The sequence below is a fragment of the Candidatus Bathyarchaeota archaeon genome (assembly GCA_026014725.1).
Classification (GTDB): Archaea; Thermoproteota; Bathyarchaeia; order Bathyarchaeales; family Bathycorpusculaceae; genus Bathycorpusculum.
The window spans coordinates 1-15389 of the sequence record JAOZHV010000044.1 but is presented as its reverse complement, the minus strand read 5'-3'; the positions used below and the strand labels follow the sequence as shown (position 1 = coordinate 15389).

Genomic DNA, 15389 nt, shown 5'->3' with positions numbered 1-15389 from the left:
AAATGGTAGATATACAAGCACTAATAACGCCAGCGGTTGCTAGAACAGCATAGACGTAAACAAGCTATTCGTCAAAAAAAAGTTGTGTGCAACATGTTTTTTAATGTGTATGACAATTATGTTTACAAGGTTGTAAACATGTCCGAGACGTTTAGCATCCGCATACCCAAAGAACTCAAGGAAAAAATCGAGAAAAACCCAGCTGACTGGAGCCAAGAAGTCCGAGACTTCCTCGCTGAACGAGTAAAACAAATAGAACTCATAAAAATCCTCGATGAAATCGATGCCCAGTCCAATCGGAGAAAAACCAAGATTGACTCCACCGTCCTGATTCGGGAGGACAGAGAACGCCAAAACTAATCCTAGACTCCAACATAATCGCTAAACTAGTTCTAAACGAGCCAGATTCGAAACAAGCCAGAGCCAGCATCAAGAGTTATGCGAAAAAAGGTTACAGTCTCTACACTGTGGACACGGCGTTTGCTGAATGTTTAAACGTCATTTGGAAGCATGCGACTTTGCTTGGAGACCTGTCTTCTGAAGATGCTAAATCAGCCACCGAGTACCTCGCAAAAGTGTTTAATGGAATCAACATCGCCGCAACACAGGATTTAGCAGAAGAAACAATCAAAATAGCCCAAACCAAAAAAACACCCGTCTACGACGCACTCTACATAGCGCTAGCACAAAAAACAAAAGGCACACTCTACACCGCCGACCAAAAACTCTGCGCACTAGCAAAAACAACAATCAACACAAAACTCCTACAACCATAAAAAGAAAGCCTTTGCCAATCAAAAAACAGAAAAATAAAAAGCAAACATACAAGCACTAAAGCCAGCGGGCGGCCTCCATCAAACTACCTCCCCCTCCCTACCTAATCATAGAAAGGTTTTGTTGTTCTGTCGTTGACCCCCTCCCCCTCTAAAAAGGCGTCTTGTAACGCTGCTATTCTGGGATTTGGCTAAATTCAAATACACCTTATCCATTTTCAAGCTGGATGCCGCCTGTTAAAAATAATCAAAGCAGCGGTTGTGTTAATCTATTATTAGCCGCTTTGTTTGTTCACACAAGCTACTTACAATAGGCTTTGTTTAGAGGCAACAACCAGTTCCAATCAAACATCATTACGGCTGGATTTAACCTCTGATTTATCCCGTGGTCTTTCACAATTTATTGACGACACTTTCAGCACCATATGACATTTTTCACCTGCCCAAAACTTTCCCTGCATGTTCTTCTTTATCACGGTAATACTAAACTTTAGTCTCCCGTGGTTTTCCAAAGACTGCAAAGGGCAATAAACACTGGCTCCTCTTAATGGATACTTAATAATTTTTCCTATGAAAGTGTATTATTGTAGCACAAATAATTCTAAAATTATGAACTTCGTAAATTATATAACGCTAATGTTAAAAAATAGGTTTACGAGCCAGAGTCCTCACTGCTCTGGGATGCCACCGCTTGTGCACCTTGGGTGAACAATAAGTGTGGCTAGTGGAAAACAAGACATTTCCACCCTAAAAAGGAAGGAGGTTGAGAACGAATAAAATTCTAAGCTAAAAATTGTTTTGACACTGGTTCTTTTGCTAAGTTTATTGTCCATGCTCGTCTTGTGTCCAACAATAAATGCTGTTAGTGAAAAAGATAAGAATGACACAACGCCGACACCCTTAACAGATCCATCTCAAGCCTACATAGCGCCAGATTTTTACACGAGGTCGCAAAAACAGACCAATCTAGATTTACCGCCGAGGAATCCTCCACACATAGATTATTCAGAGGAGGCTTTGCAAAAGATAGAAGCGATTCTTTCTGATGAGGATATAAGTCGCACAGTAAAAGCGGTTGAAAATGACGCAAATCTGTTAGTTAGGGATAAATCCACCGCAGATAAAATGCAAGCAATATATGAAAGAGTAGAACAAGACACTGACCCAATACCTAGTGGGCATTCAGCTTGGGGGACAGGATTTGATCACTCTTATATGATAAAAGGCGGATTCGCCGAACAAGCCATAAGTGTAAACCTTGATTTGGGTTCGACTCCTGACGAAGATAAAACTCTTTACGCGCCCACAATCACACTACCTCAACCATGCCCTCTAGAAGTAAGCACTAGATATTGGTACTACGAATCAAGTGGTTATAACGGTTTTGAGGTCAGGATTTTCGATTTCTACGAGTGGAAATATGGTAGTGGCAATGGATGGACGAATGTATATTTCACTATGTCAGATACCGAATACATTTTTGACAGTGCAACAGATCGACCGTACTATTACGCCGAGATCCAATACTGGCTAGATGAGGATGAATGGTGTGCTTACTTCTGGAACAGGAATGCCAATAACTGGGAATTAATGTATACACAAACCCATGGCTACTCTGATTACCTTCAGCAGACGCGACTTGTAGATGGATGGGACTTTTTTGAGGTAATAAGTCCTGGCGGTAATGGGTATGACAATTCTTGGGCTGGAGTGAACATATACAATCCTGTTATGAGTAGCGATATTATGGTTTACCGTGGCACTACATGGTACGATGCTACAAGTTCTAATGGCTGCTATCAGTTCTTTGTATGGACAAATACACCCTTCGCATTGACACATGCTTTCGCTACTCCATACTCAGATTGGTATGTACGAACGCCCGTAGTATTCTTGTATGCATATGACAATATGGATTTCCCTGTTACTGCTGATGTCTGGATAGATGGTGATTACGCTGGTACGACAAACTTTGCTTATTACCTAAACCCCAATATTATGCACACTATAACAATTGGCTACTGGGGTACTAGTATCTACACATATTTTTACGGCGGAACTGAGGAATTTACATACTGGTTCCCATACCCACCATACAACACAAGCGTTAGTATCAATGCAATGACATGTGGATATGATATAGAAAGGACCGCGTGGTATACATGGACAGATAGCTAAAACGCCTATCCCCCCACTTTTTTTTTAAAAAAAAAACTATAAAACAAATAGAAATACACCTTCGTAGAAGGCGGCGACTTACCGCATAAATTCAAAACCGAAAATAGCTAGCAATGAAGATAGGAAAAATTTTATACAAGTAAGCACTATTAAGATTTCAGGGATTCCTCTATGAATAAAACCTGCAGGAATACATTAATTTTTAATATACTTATGGGCTTTTTATTACTCCTATCAATACTTTTTGTACTTTTTACGCTTAATGGAAAAATCGTTCAACAAGTCGATATTTTTATTTATTTTTCGAATCCTTATAGCGGCCCTATAGAATATACACCTACAGGCATACATGCCCCATTACTTAATTATCCATTATTTGCATTTGTGGCTATGCTAGCTGGCGACCTCTTCATACTTATAAGATACAGAAAATAATGCAGGAGTTACCTTTTTTTTAAAAAAAGAATGCTGTACCCAAAGAATATAACTTAAATATTAAGTAGCAAGCACGATAGTTATAGCAGAACCCATTTTCTCGGAGAAACCTATCCTGCCGCGTTTCAATCCCTTGCGCAACTGCGATAAAATCGAAGCCACAAAAAAACGCCTCGAAATCATCGATTCAACAGCAAACTATCTAAAACGCTTGATGCAGAAGAAATCGAGTCTGCCGTTAATATGGATGGTTGCGAGTGTGTTAGGGAAATATTTGAAAGGTAGTTCCGCAGTAAAGGCAAATATAACACAAACTAACAACATTTCCAGATGAGGAATCAAGGTTTGGATGTCAAAGAAAAAACTGCCTTCGCTAAAGAATTCTACAGTCGACAAGTCACCTTAAAAGAACTAGGCGAGAAGGGACAACAAAAACTCTCAAAAGCAAAAATTGCAGTTGCAGGCGTAGGCGGACTTGGCACCGTAACCTCACTCTACCTTGCACTTTCAGGCGTAGGCTACATACGCTTAATTGACCAAGACACTGTAGAAGCCCACAACCTGCACCGCCAAATCCTCTACACCCCAGACGATTTGCACTATCCTAAAGCGGAAGCCGCCGCAAAACGACTCCAAAAAGTCAATCCGCTAATCACGGTTGAGGCGGTTCCTGAAAACCTGCACCCAACCAACGCACAACGGCTCTTAGCTGGCGTGGACTGTGTCGTTGACGGATTAGACAACATGATGACCCGCTACACCGTAAACCGCGCCTGCGTCAAACAAAAAATCCCCTACGTTTTTGGCGCTGCCATAGGAATCGAAGGCAACCTCTCCGTTTTCGCTCCGCCAGAAACAGGATGCCTCGAATGCCTAATGCCAAACCTAAAAGACACTGATTTAATGACGTGCAGTACACGCGGAGTCGTCGGCGCAACCCCCGGCGTAATCGGCACCCTGCAAGCCATCGAAACCATCAAACTCCTCACAGGCGTCGGCACCACCCTCAAAGGCAAACTCATGGTCTGCGACCTCAGCGACATGGACTTCACAACCATAGACATCTCAAAAAACACTCGCTGCCCAGTCTGCCAAGGCGAAGCAAAAGCCCTAGCAGGCGGCGAACGGCTCGTTTGGCTCTGCGGAAAAAACACAGCAAACATTAACCCAGAAAAACCCCTAAAACTCAACATAGAACAGGCGTACCCAACAGTAAAAAAACACTTCAACGTGAGGCTGAAATCGCAGTTGGCTTTGATGTTTGATTATAAAGAGTGCGAGATCAGCTTGTTTAATGGGGGACGCATGCTCATAAAGGGCGTAGCAAACGAAACACAGGCGCTGGCAACCTACCGTGAGATTCTAAAGAAACTTGAGGTAAGCTAAGCTTAAAATTTAAGTGCCTGCTCTAATGCCTTTGCATCCTTTATCCAACCGTCGATGATTTTGAGATTTTCCTCCAGTTTTTGCTGATTTTTCTCAAAGCCTCTTAATTGGTCTTGTTGGTGTGCATAGTAAGCGGCTAACTGTTTCACTGGCTCTATAAACTCTGCCGTTGAAGCTTCAGTTTTCAAACTGTTTCCTAAAGCCCTCAAAGTCGTTTGCATCTCGTCAATTGTAATGCCTGTGTTTTTCTTGAAGTCTCTTGAAACCCATTGACGCTCAAACAAGTTGCGTTTCTTCCAGCCCTCAGACTGCTCCATATGCGTCTTAATAACCGCCTCGTAGAGTTCAACTGCACTTCTGTTTTCACTTGGTTTGGTGACTTGCACTTTTTGCTCTCGCCTTGGTTGTGGCTGTGGCAATTCAGCTTCTTGCCCTTCTTCAAAGGGAATTTTTGCCTCTCTTAGCACCTGAATGGAACTTGTTTCTTGACCATGATACTTTTTGGCAAAAGCAATAGCTAAGGCAAACCCTGCGCCTGCAGCCTCAGGAGAAATCTGAGCGTTCTTGTTTAACTCAAACAGTTCATCCAAACTCATCCCCATCAGCGTAGCAACTTTGGCTCCTCCCTCCATGAAGCCGGGCGTGCGGGAAATCCCTGGACCAATAGTGAAAGCATAAACTCCTGTGCCGTCAACTTCTGCCGAGATAGTGTTCGCTAACTCAACCTGGGCGGTTTTGAAAACTTCGTAGGCTCCCATGAAAGGTGCAGCGCCCGAGGATGAAACGCAAACAAAAATACCGTGTTTGCGCTCCAGCATTTGAGGCAAAAACTTTTTAGCTAAAAGAACAGGACCACGCAGGTTCACGCCGTAACTAAAGTCCCAAGATGAAATCGGAGTATCCTTAACGGCGCCCATTGGAAAAACTGTGGCGTTATTTAGGACGATATCAACTTTGCCATACTTTTTTAGCGCTACCTCAGCCAGTTTATCAATGTCTTTTTCGCTGCCAATGTCAGTCTTAACAAACAGCGCACTGTCAGCACTAAACTCTTTGTTGATGCTTTCTTCAGATGCCTTGCCATTTTTCTCATTAATTTCTGCTATAACCACTTTTGCGCCAAGCCAGACAAGAGCTCTTGCCGCTTCAAAACCTATTCCCCGCCCAGCCCCAGTTATGATAGCAATTTCTCCCTTCAGCAAATCTTGACTTAGGTTTCCTTTGCTAAGTATCATTTTCAGCTATCCTCTCTTTAACGGTTGCGTAGTTATTGTTTAATTTGTATTTAAAATAACTTAAAACCAAGCAGCCCCAGCTCAACCCACAGAACAATCGAAGCCACAACCACTTCTACAATTGACAAGACAGCGCCGACTTTTAGGTAACTCCAAAGGCTGATGTTCACGCCCTTGCGCCTCATGGTTTCCAGCCAAATCAAAATCGCCAACGAGCCCAACGGGAAAAAGTGAGGCCCCAAATTGTTGCCAATTATGTTGGAGAAAACCAGCCCCGTCAACGCTGAACCGCCCAGCCCCGCAGTCAAGGCTACGTGTTCAATTGTGAATAATCCAAGGATTGTCATGGGCCAATTATTCATGAAGCTTGCACCAATCGTAACAATCAAACTTGGGACCAAAACCGCCAAAACCGAGGGCAATGCGGTTGCAGACACGAACGCCGAAGCCAAAAGTTCGGTGATTCCCGCGTTTGTAAGCCCCTGAACCACAAGGAAGATGCTTAACATGAAAAGCACAATGTCCCAGTTGATGTCTTTTGCCAAACTCCACAGCCCCTTGCGCTCTGCTTTAATGAAAAGCCCATTTCTCAGATTAGCCCAGTACACAACTAGCAGGAAAACTGCGCCGGCAACAATCACTAAAGAAACAGGAATCCTGCTAAGCGAAGCAATAATGTAACCAACATCAATAGCAACCAGAGTTGTAAGGCTAACCTTCAGCATTTTAGGCGTAATCGGTGAAGAGCCTGAAGCCAACATGTCAACCAACGCCACATCGTAGGTCTTGGGAATCTTTTTCCTAAAAAACAAAAAAACCAGCAACATACTACTCGCGATTGTAGCTATGGCGATTGGACCCATAAACACCAAGTGGTCAATGAAGGTGTAGCCGAAGAAGTCCGCGCTCAAAATGTTAATCGGGTTACTAGTAATCAGCGGCATAGCCGCGGTGTCCGCGATGAGCCCAGCTGCAAAGAGGTATGCTAACCTGCCCTTTTCGTTGATTTTGAGTTCGCTTATGATTTCCAGCACAATCGGCGTTAAAATCAACACGGCACTGTCATTGGCAAAAAGAATGCTGACTGTTGCCGTCAGCAAAGACACGTAAAAATACAGTCGAACACCGCTTCCCTTGGCCAACCTCACGACGCGCAGGGCAGCCCACTTGAAAAAGCCCATAGCGTCCAAAATAACCGACAACGCCACAATGCCAATGAACGCTAATGCAGCGTCCCAAATGTCCAAAAACGACTGCGCAGCCTGCCCTAAACTCACCGTGCCCAAAACAAGCGAAGTCACTGCGCCGATGCCAGCCGCGTAGCCAAGCCGCAGACCCCATGGACGTTTAATCATCAAAAACAACGTAATCGCAAATATGACCAACGCAGCGAATGCAACGTAGTCCAAACAGAGCCCCGCAGTTATTCTGCAAGCGCTTCTTTCAAGTATAAAAGCTTAAGCTAACCAAACAATAAAAACTCACAAAAAGCCTAATAATAAAAAATAGGAGAAGCTTATTGTTGCTTCTTTTTAGGTCTTAGCGAGCGCACGGTTTTTCCTGCACGCCACATTTCGCTTTGACCCATCTCGGTTAGTTCACACGCAAGTTTTTCGCGGTAATCAGGTGCCTTGCTTTTCTCCAGTACGATGCGTGTTTCTTCTCCAGTAGCGACCAGTTCGTAGAGGCTGTCAAACACTGGCTGAGTTGCACTGCGGAAGCGTTCTTTCCACCTTAAGGCGCCGATGCGTGCCGTTTCGCTGCAGTTGCAGTACATCCAGTCCATGCCATTCTCATCTACTAGGCGGATTAGGCTCTGCGTGAGTTCTTCGACGGTCTCGTTGAAGGCTTCGCTCGGGCTGTGACCATGAGCGCGCAACGTGTTGTATTGGGCTTCGAGTATACCTGCCAATGCACCCATAAGTGTGCCACGTTCGCCTGTGAGGTCGCTGTAGACTTCTTTCTCAAACGTTGTTGGGAACAGGTATCCTGAGCCGATGGCGATGCCGAGTGCTTTGGCGCGGTCCCATGCTTTTCCTGTTGCATCTTGGAAGACTGCAAAACTGCTGTTTATGCCGCTTCCGTCAAGGAAATTTCTGCGGACGCTGGTTCCACTGCCTTTCGGTGCAACAAGGATGACGTCTATGTCTTTGGGTGGGATGACGCCTGTTTGCTCCTTGTAGACTATGCTAAAGCCGTGGCTAAAGTAGAGTGCGTCCCCTTTCTTTAGGGTGGCTTTCACTTTTGGCCATACTGCTTTTTGTCCAGCATCAGTGAGCAAGAACATTTTGATGGTTCCTTTTTTCGCTGCCTCTTCAAGCGGGAAGAGGTTTTTGCCTGGAACCCAGCCGTCTGCAACTGCCTTGTCCCATTCTTTCTTGAAAATGCCTTCTTTTTCCTGTCCAATGATTACTTTTACGCCGTTGTCTCTCATGTTTAATGATTGGGCTGCACCTTGTATGCCATATCCGAGGGAGACGACGACTTCGTCTTTTAGGATTTGTTGGGCTTTCGCCACTGGAAACTCTTCACGGGTGATGACGTCTTCTTGGACGCCTCCGAAATCCATTTTCACCATTTAAATAACACCTTCAGCCACACCATTTAGCAGACGGGATAATTAAGAATTATGTTATGAAAACAAGGGATAATTATAGCCTAAAGCATGCGTTAACCATCGGCATCATGGAATTTCAGTTTTATCATCACGCAACGCTAACCAACGTTTAAACTCAAGTCCAGTACACTTGCCCTTGCCTAGCCAGTTATCACCGTACTTCTGTCTCAACTTTTCATCATAAGAGGCAAAAGTTTCTGATTCACTGACCTCTATGCTGCTTTTCCTCTTCAAACACCAGTAGCTCCAGTTAACCCATTTTTCATTACATTTTGGCTGGATTTCTGTCTTTCGCCGCCTTCATGTGCATAAAACATAAGTCCAAACTTTAACCTAATACCAGACATGAGTAAATTCACCCCTGACCTTATCGCGCCATGCGGCATGAACTGCGGAATCTGCAAAGCCTATCTCGCCTACTCGCGGGGCGTGCCCAAAAAGAAAGGCGAAGTATCTCACTGCTTAGGCTGCAATATAAGAGATAAGAACTGCGCCTTCATCAAAAGAAACTGCGAAAAAATACGAAAAAAGCAAATCCGATTCTGCTACGAATGCCAAAACATGCCCTGCGAACGCTTAGCCAAACTAGACGCTCATTACCAAGCACGTTACAGCATGAGCATGGTTGAAAACCAAAAAATGATAAAAGAAAAAGGCATAGACACATTCCTCAAAAACCAAACTGAAAAATACAAGTGCCCAAACTGCGGCGACGTAATTTCGGTGCATGACGGAAAATGCTATGCTTGCGGATATCAGGGAGAAAAACCCATTAAAAAAGTTGGAAAGTCACAATGGGACAAGGCTCGATGGGTGCCCACAAAAAATAGGCTATCTGTCAATCGCTGAGGCAGGCATGCAAAAGTTTTGGTGAAAACAATAGAGAAGAGTTTAGGGTGAACTAAAAGAATTAACCCCTCCTCTTTAGCTTACTTTTTTCTTTTTGCCAACGTTTCAAGTATCTGTTGAACTAAAAACCCTTCATCAGCCTCTTTATGTTCGGCTTTGTGTTTTTGAATTGCAAGGTTCATGGCTGCTATGTCTGGAACAATTAAGATTTTTGCTCCGCACGTGCATCGTATAGTCAGGGGTTCCTTGCTCTGCGGGGCAGCCTTAACTTTGGTGTCTCTGATGGTTGGCGAGACTGCGTTGAACTTGTTCTTCATATATTTATTGTCAAACATTCTTGTGCACTCTTGGTGACACCCGAAGTTGCACCCGCTGAAAATAACCATTTTTGCTAAAAATTTTTCGCTCAAATGGCAAAGCAATGTTTGCTTATTTGTTCACTGCAATTGGCAAACTGGCATACTCCGCTTCGCAAACAGAAAAAACCGCAAAAAAACGTGTTTAGTCCGTACCTTAATTGGTTGCGGTTGGGACTGGTGCACAGTTCTTTTGTACGCTGTCTTTTAAGCTGTTTAGCTGTGCCACCGCAAAAGGAACAAGCATTTCCTTTTCACTTAGTCCTCCATGCTGCCCAAGATAACTAATCTTTCTGCCTTCAGGATTCTCAAACCAAACTGTTTGGTCTCCATAGGGCAAAATCATCAGGTTGCCTGTTCGCTCAAGAATCTCCGTCCTTGCAGGGTCTAAGCCAAACAAGCCTTTCTCAGCAACTTCTCTGGTTTCAATGATTTTGGCTTTGTGACCAATTTTTTGTATCAGCCATTGCTTTGTTTCAACAAGCTTTCTTTCCTTGATGTGCAGAAAGATTTCTCGGGGGCTACCAAGAGGCAAAATCGGTTTTCGGTTTTTCCCCACCTGAAAATTCAACAACTTAGGCAAAAGGTTGATGTAAGTTGTCTCATTTGGGTTCACGTCTACACCGCCGTGGTCAGCGGTTACCAGCAGTAGCGTTTCTTTGGCAGTTTTAGCATCTGTCTTTTGCACTAACTCCCTGTACAATAAACGAGTCAGCAAAGATAACTCCGCATAATACTCGAAGCTTCCGGGACCATAGTCGTGAGAAACAGTGTCAAGCGTATCGAGATGCAAAAAAAAGTAGGCGCTCTCACCACTGTTTTTCTGCAAGTTCTTTCTTAAGCTAACGATTGATTCATACGCATTCGTGGCTGGCACTATTTTGCTTCCTTGAAAAATTAGTTTCGAACAAGCGTTAACTGCGTTGGATGCACGAAGATGCGCGAAACTCTTGACCCCTTTGTCTTTCAGGGTGTTGTGGATTGTTTGTTTCTTCAACAGCATAATGCTTGGGTCAAAGCCTTCGGCGGTTAGTCCTTTTTGATTTTTAGCGCTTAAGCGTTGGAACTGCATGGCGTTAATTACACCGACTTCTTTGAGGTAGATAAAGTACTCAAAAAGCCCGTGTTCTTGAGGAGTTAAAGCCGTGTTTAGGGTTGTTAGGGCATTGGTTGTTTGAGAAGGAAAAACACTTGTGAGGGGATACACTTCGCCTTTGTCGATGAGGCTAGTTAAAAAGCGGTCTCCGCTGTGATAATTCAGGAACTTGTTGAATCCAAAACCGTCAATAATTACAAGCACTACTTTGTTAATCTTATCATGGACAGCTGACCCTTCGAGGGGCAAGCGTATTTTTTGGTTGGTTGCCCCAAACAGGTGAAGTATAGTGTTTGGTATCGCCGAGATGCAGTTCTTGCCGTACTGAGGATGCACAAAACTGGTGCTTGTTTTCTGTATAGATTCAAGCCGTTGAACTAACATCAGACCGCCCTAACCGCTTTTGCCATAATGTCCATTTCCCCTGTTTCCACACCATTCATTGCAATTGCTTGTTCAGCGTCTAGTAAAAGCCTTTTCGTAAAGAATTGTTGACTAAATGGCGATTTTTTAGTCAAGAAATCTTGACTAAGCCTCAAGCATGTTCAAAAATCTGAGAAACTCTCCCTTCTTTCAAGAAGCCAGCAAGAAAAAATACCTTTTTTTAGGTTTAACTCCCAAGAAAACTAATATTAACTTAGTTAGACATCTCTAACTTGATGGGTGTACAAGTGTACGAGATATTAATTTTCACAGTCCTATGCATGACACTCGAATGCGGTGCAGGCATCTTGTACGGCGTTGGCATCGGACATGACCCATTACTAGTTTACCCAGCGGCAATAATCATAAATTTTACATCAGTATTCATCGCAGGTTTCTTGATAGGCAGGTTGCTGGAATGGAAGAAGGGTCTGAAAAACTGGCTTGAGAAGAGGCTTGCCAGAGGCCAAAAACTTATCGATAAGTACGGCTGGATTGGCATAATAATGGGCATTTTCGTTCTTTCCCCGATGCAGCTGGCAATAATTGGCAGACTGGTGGGTATGAAACCCAGCAAACTGTACCCTGCACTCTTTGTTGCAATAGTTATAGTTGCAACAGCGTTTCTAGGCATCGCATTGGGCATTTTCAAAGTTTTGCTATCTTAAAGAAAACTATTTTTGAGTAAGTGTAGAAAGCTTACTATGGATGCTACTAGGCGCTAATGTGGTTTGCCTTTCGCGTTAGTTATGCCACAAACATGCGCGCAACCATCATACAATACGCTTCTGTAATATTATCTGCCTCTACTCACGGTTTAGCGGGGTTAACTCTAAAAAAATTCTGTATTTGTGTTGTACACTTATTGTTCTATTATGCTTGGGTTATGTGCAAGCCTTTATGTAGACAATAGCGATTGGTAAGCGCAAACTTTCATCGGAAAGATAAGAGATGAACGCTATAAACCGAAAAGACACACAGACAAAAATTGCAAAAGGCCTCTTAGATATGATTATCCTCCAGTACCTCCAAAAGGAGAGCATGTATGGATATCAACTAATCACAAACATCCGCAAAGGCTTCGGCATCTACTTTGGCCCCAGCACAATCTACCCCTTGCTTGGGCAACTAGAAAAGCAAGGTTACGTCCAAAGCGCTTGGAACATGGAGTCTGAGAGACCTCGCAAAATATACAAACTCACAGAGCTTGGAAAATGCCTCCTAAGCTTAACAGAGGAATCGTTAATAGTAATTTGCCAAAAAATAAACCCAATAGTCATCGAGAGAATCCACGTTCCGCCTTCTATTTACACTCTTAACAAATAAGACTTAACCATTCGCTTTTCAGCATGGGCGATTAGCATTTCTCATCCTGCAAATTCGGTATTGCCACTCCAGATTTTCTCGATAAAACCTATGCAGTAGCCCGCTTGTTTTTGCACATGCCATTTTTTCGTTTTAGAAATTCTTCAGCTATTGTTGGAATTGCCACTAACCCACTTATATATAGGCGTGACCTACATTTTTTGGAGAAAGGCTCAGTTGTTCTCTGGCGGGAAAGGGAGGAGCATAATACGAGTAGTTCGGATAGCAATTATTGTAGCACTATTGACTCTCATAATCGCAGCCGCTGGATTGCTAAGTTTTGGTAAAACAAATTTGCCGGTTGCCTCGGATAATGTTCCACAAACAAATAAAACCGACACAGTTCAGCAGCAGCCGCCACCAAACAAAACTGCTACTGAGGCGCCAAGTCAAACATTTCCCTCACCAAGCACAAATACGGTGGACCAGCCAGGAGGCAGCGTGATACCAACCAATGTAGGTATCTATTCGGACAGCGCTTGCACTCAGCCTTTGACGTCTATAGATTGGGGGTCGTTTTCACCTGGTAGCTCGGTTAAAAGAACTCTGTATGTTAAAAATACACAGAATACTCCTTTAGCGCTGAATATGTCAACAACTAATTGGGCTCCCACACAGGCTGCTGAATCAATAACAATAACATGGGACAAAGAGAATGTAACTTTAGCCAGTCAACAATCAACTGCGGCAACGCTAACATTAACTGTCGCATCAAGCGTAAGGGGGATTTCGCAGTTTAGTGTTGCCATCGTGATAACTGGACGTTGAGCTGGCTGAATTGAATAGGCATAGTTATTGGTGGCAGATTTGAAGTACGGAAAACCGATTTGGCAATTGGTCGCTGAAGCAGCCGACCGCCTAGAGGTTGAAGTATTCACCGCTTCTGACATAGTTAAGGAAGTACATAAAACGAACCCTGATGTGCCAGAAATCAGCATAAAAAGCTACGCCATTGCAATGGCTCCAAACCATTCATTTAGTGACCACTGGCCCTCCATCCGTAAAAACCACCCACGCTTCCACTATCTGGGGACGGAAAATTCAAGTTACTCAAACCCACTGAAAAACCCTCGTTAGACGAGCATACAAAGCAAAAATAGTCGCAAAAGCTTGGGGGTCGAAAATGGAGCGGGGAATTGAATCTTCCAATGTGTGGAGCTGGGGATGGGAATTGAACCCATATATAACAGCTCTGCAGGCTGTCGCCTGAACCATTCGGCCACCCCAGCATCGTGACTTAAGGTTTGAGTCGCGACATAAAAATATTGTTGGTTCCATGTGGGTTTTGGTTGCTGTTACCGCTTGGTGGTGGAGGCATTTTTTCTGTGTGTTGCAATTTTATGATTGACTAGGTAAAATGAAAATATTTAGATAAATGTTTATTTTTTTCTCCGTTAACTATTTATATTTTTAGTTATATTACTATTAACATTACAATTGGATAAAAGAATGAAAGAAGGTTGAAAAATTGAAAGTTGCAGCACTATGGACGGGAGGAAAAGATTCAGCCCTCGCTTGTTATAAAGCCATAAAAGGCGGTCACAAAGTAGCTCACCTTGTCACTTTCCTGTGGCAAACGCCCTCCAGCGCCCATGATTTAGAATTAATTAAGCTCCAATCTGAAGCTCTCGGAATCCCCTTCCTGTGGTTCAAGCTTGAAAAACCTTATTTCGAAGCATACAAAGAAGCCATGATAGCTCTAAAGAAAGAATACGGTATAGAAGCAATCGTAACAGGCGACATCTCATACGTTGACAGCTTCCACGGCAACTGGATTGACGATGTCTGCGAAGGCACAGGCATAAAAGTGATAAAGCCACTCTGGGGTCTGAAACGGTCAGAAATCCTCAGCGAACTTTTGTCTAGCGGCTTCAAAGTAATCTTTACCTGCGTCAAACAGCCCTGGTTTAGCGAAAGCTGGCTAGGCAGAACCATAGATCAGCAAAGCGTGCAAGAGCTAGGACAATTAAACGAACGATTCGGCATGGACATGTGTGGAGAAATCGGCGAATACCACACCATGACCTTAGATGCACCACTCTTTAAGCACGCCATCAAAATCTCGCAATCCACAAAAGAGCACATCGGCAAAGCCTACGTTTTGTCACCCACAGCAATCTCCTTAGCTAATTCAGGAGGTGAGAGCCAATTCAATTAGAAAGTTGTAAAGACTGCCGAAACCTAGAAGACCGAAGATGCATTGATAAAGTTGCATTATGCGCCAACCATTCTGGTCCATCTGTTGGTTGCGTAGAATTTACGCCCAAATCTGGCGATGCAGCGTCTCAAGAGTTCTGTGTAAACTGCGCAAACTTCGAAAACGTCAAAGGTGTTCCTTTATGCTCGAGGGATCACCGCCCAGGCGTTGCTTGCGGAGCGTTTAGATATAAGAACTAGTTTTTCTTGAATGCTAATCCTGAAAAAAATGCGATCATTTTGTCTTGGTTGCGCACGGTGATGTGGTATAAGCCCATAGTTTTGCCATCTGAAACTCTGTTTGCTTCCGCCGTTAGCGTGTCTCCTTCTACTGAGGGTTTGAGGTAATTGATGTTGACTTCCACAGCCACTGCAACGTTGTCTCCGAAATTGCATGCTTGAGCGAAAGCGTAGTCTGCTAGCGAAAAGATTGCGCCGCCATGCGTGAAGCCCAAAGCGTTTGTGTGCAGTTTCTCAACT

The 15389-nt window shown here is 43.7% G+C and carries 17 protein-coding genes and 1 tRNA gene; 10 read left to right on the top strand and 8 right to left on the bottom strand.

Translation table 11 applies throughout. The features are described from left to right. Positions 1 to 138: 138 nt before the first annotated feature. From NWE95_07575 to NWE95_07560, 4 genes are all read left to right on the top strand, one after another. Positions 139 to 360 carry a hypothetical protein gene (locus NWE95_07575; protein ID MCW4003753.1) on the top strand — a complete coding sequence of 74 codons (222 nt, stop codon included), beginning with the start codon at positions 139 to 141 and terminating at the stop codon, positions 358 to 360. Beyond that, complete coding sequence (locus tag NWE95_07570) at positions 360 to 776, top strand: type II toxin-antitoxin system VapC family toxin (GenBank protein ID MCW4003752.1); 417 nt, start codon at positions 360 to 362, stop codon at positions 774 to 776. Before NWE95_07575 ends, NWE95_07570 begins: the two co-directional genes overlap by 1 nt. Before the next feature lie 795 nt (positions 777 to 1571). Next, the gene (locus NWE95_07565; GenBank protein ID MCW4003751.1) at positions 1572 to 2951 is read left to right on the top strand and encodes a hypothetical protein; all 1380 of its coding nucleotides are present in this window, start codon (positions 1572 to 1574) and stop codon (positions 2949 to 2951) included. A gap of 780 nt (positions 2952 to 3731) precedes the next feature. Then, complete coding sequence (locus NWE95_07560; GenBank protein MCW4003750.1) at positions 3732 to 4772, top strand: HesA/MoeB/ThiF family protein; 1041 nt, start codon at positions 3732 to 3734, stop codon at positions 4770 to 4772. Positions 4773 to 4774: 2 nt separating this feature from the next. Here NWE95_07560 and NWE95_07555 read toward each other — a convergent pair whose 3' ends face one another. The 4 genes from NWE95_07555 to NWE95_07540 all read right to left on the bottom strand — a co-directional run bounded on the left by NWE95_07555 (position 4775) and on the right by NWE95_07540 (position 8858). After that, positions 4775 to 6007, bottom strand: coding sequence for an SDR family oxidoreductase (locus NWE95_07555; protein MCW4003749.1), 1233 nt, complete (start codon positions 6005 to 6007; stop codon positions 4775 to 4777). A gap of 50 nt (positions 6008 to 6057) precedes the next feature. Then, the gene (locus NWE95_07550) at positions 6058 to 7416 is read right to left on the bottom strand and encodes an SLC13 family permease (GenBank protein ID MCW4003748.1); all 1359 of its coding nucleotides are present in this window, start codon (positions 7414 to 7416) and stop codon (positions 6058 to 6060) included. 107 nt (positions 7417 to 7523) lie between these two features. Next, a complete protein-coding gene (gene ilvC, locus NWE95_07545) occupies positions 7524 to 8585 on the bottom strand; it encodes a ketol-acid reductoisomerase (protein ID MCW4003747.1) in 1062 nt (353 codons plus the stop codon). Positions 8586 to 8690: 105 nt separating this feature from the next. Then, positions 8691 to 8858 (bottom strand): hypothetical protein, encoded by a 168-nt coding sequence (locus tag NWE95_07540; GenBank protein MCW4003746.1) that lies wholly within the window; start codon positions 8856 to 8858, stop codon positions 8691 to 8693. Between the two features lie 111 nt (positions 8859 to 8969). On the opposite strand from NWE95_07540, the gene NWE95_07535 reads away from it, so the two are divergent. After that, positions 8970 to 9473, top strand: coding sequence for a DUF3795 domain-containing protein (locus NWE95_07535; protein ID MCW4003745.1), 504 nt, complete (start codon positions 8970 to 8972; stop codon positions 9471 to 9473). A gap of 80 nt (positions 9474 to 9553) precedes the next feature. Here the strand turns inward: NWE95_07535 and NWE95_07530 are convergent, their stop codons facing one another. Further along, entirely contained in the window at positions 9554 to 9808 is a 255-nt protein-coding gene (locus tag NWE95_07530; GenBank protein MCW4003744.1) for a hypothetical protein, read from the bottom strand. 178 nt (positions 9809 to 9986) lie between these two features. After that, positions 9987 to 11309 (bottom strand): alkaline phosphatase family protein, encoded by a 1323-nt coding sequence (locus NWE95_07525; protein ID MCW4003743.1) that lies wholly within the window; start codon positions 11307 to 11309, stop codon positions 9987 to 9989. A gap of 287 nt (positions 11310 to 11596) precedes the next feature. Between NWE95_07525 and NWE95_07520 the strand changes: the two genes are divergently transcribed. The 4 genes from NWE95_07520 to NWE95_07505 all read left to right on the top strand — a co-directional run bounded on the left by NWE95_07520 (position 11597) and on the right by NWE95_07505 (position 13790). Next, positions 11597 to 12016 (top strand): small multi-drug export protein, encoded by a 420-nt coding sequence (locus NWE95_07520; protein MCW4003742.1) that lies wholly within the window; start codon positions 11597 to 11599, stop codon positions 12014 to 12016. A 283-nt stretch (positions 12017 to 12299) separates the two neighbouring features. Further along, on the top strand, positions 12300 to 12674 hold the full coding sequence (locus NWE95_07515; GenBank protein ID MCW4003741.1) for a PadR family transcriptional regulator: 375 nt from the start codon (positions 12300 to 12302) through the stop codon (positions 12672 to 12674). 282 nt (positions 12675 to 12956) lie between these two features. Then, the gene (locus tag NWE95_07510) at positions 12957 to 13481 is read left to right on the top strand and encodes a hypothetical protein (protein MCW4003740.1); all 525 of its coding nucleotides are present in this window, start codon (positions 12957 to 12959) and stop codon (positions 13479 to 13481) included. Between the two features lie 39 nt (positions 13482 to 13520). Further along, positions 13521 to 13790 (top strand): hypothetical protein, encoded by a 270-nt coding sequence (locus NWE95_07505; GenBank protein ID MCW4003739.1) that lies wholly within the window; start codon positions 13521 to 13523, stop codon positions 13788 to 13790. A gap of 76 nt (positions 13791 to 13866) precedes the next feature. Here NWE95_07505 and NWE95_07500 read toward each other — a convergent pair. After that, a tRNA-Cys gene (locus NWE95_07500) sits at positions 13867 to 13942 on the bottom strand. 239 nt (positions 13943 to 14181) lie between these two features. Between NWE95_07500 and NWE95_07495 the strand changes: the two genes are divergently transcribed. Next, the gene (locus NWE95_07495) at positions 14182 to 14871 is read left to right on the top strand and encodes a diphthine--ammonia ligase (GenBank protein MCW4003738.1); all 690 of its coding nucleotides are present in this window, start codon (positions 14182 to 14184) and stop codon (positions 14869 to 14871) included. A gap of 235 nt (positions 14872 to 15106) precedes the next feature. Here NWE95_07495 and NWE95_07490 read toward each other — a convergent pair. Beyond that, positions 15107 to 15389 (bottom strand): hotdog fold thioesterase (locus NWE95_07490; GenBank protein ID MCW4003737.1); only part of this gene is annotated, 283 nt, incomplete at its 5' end.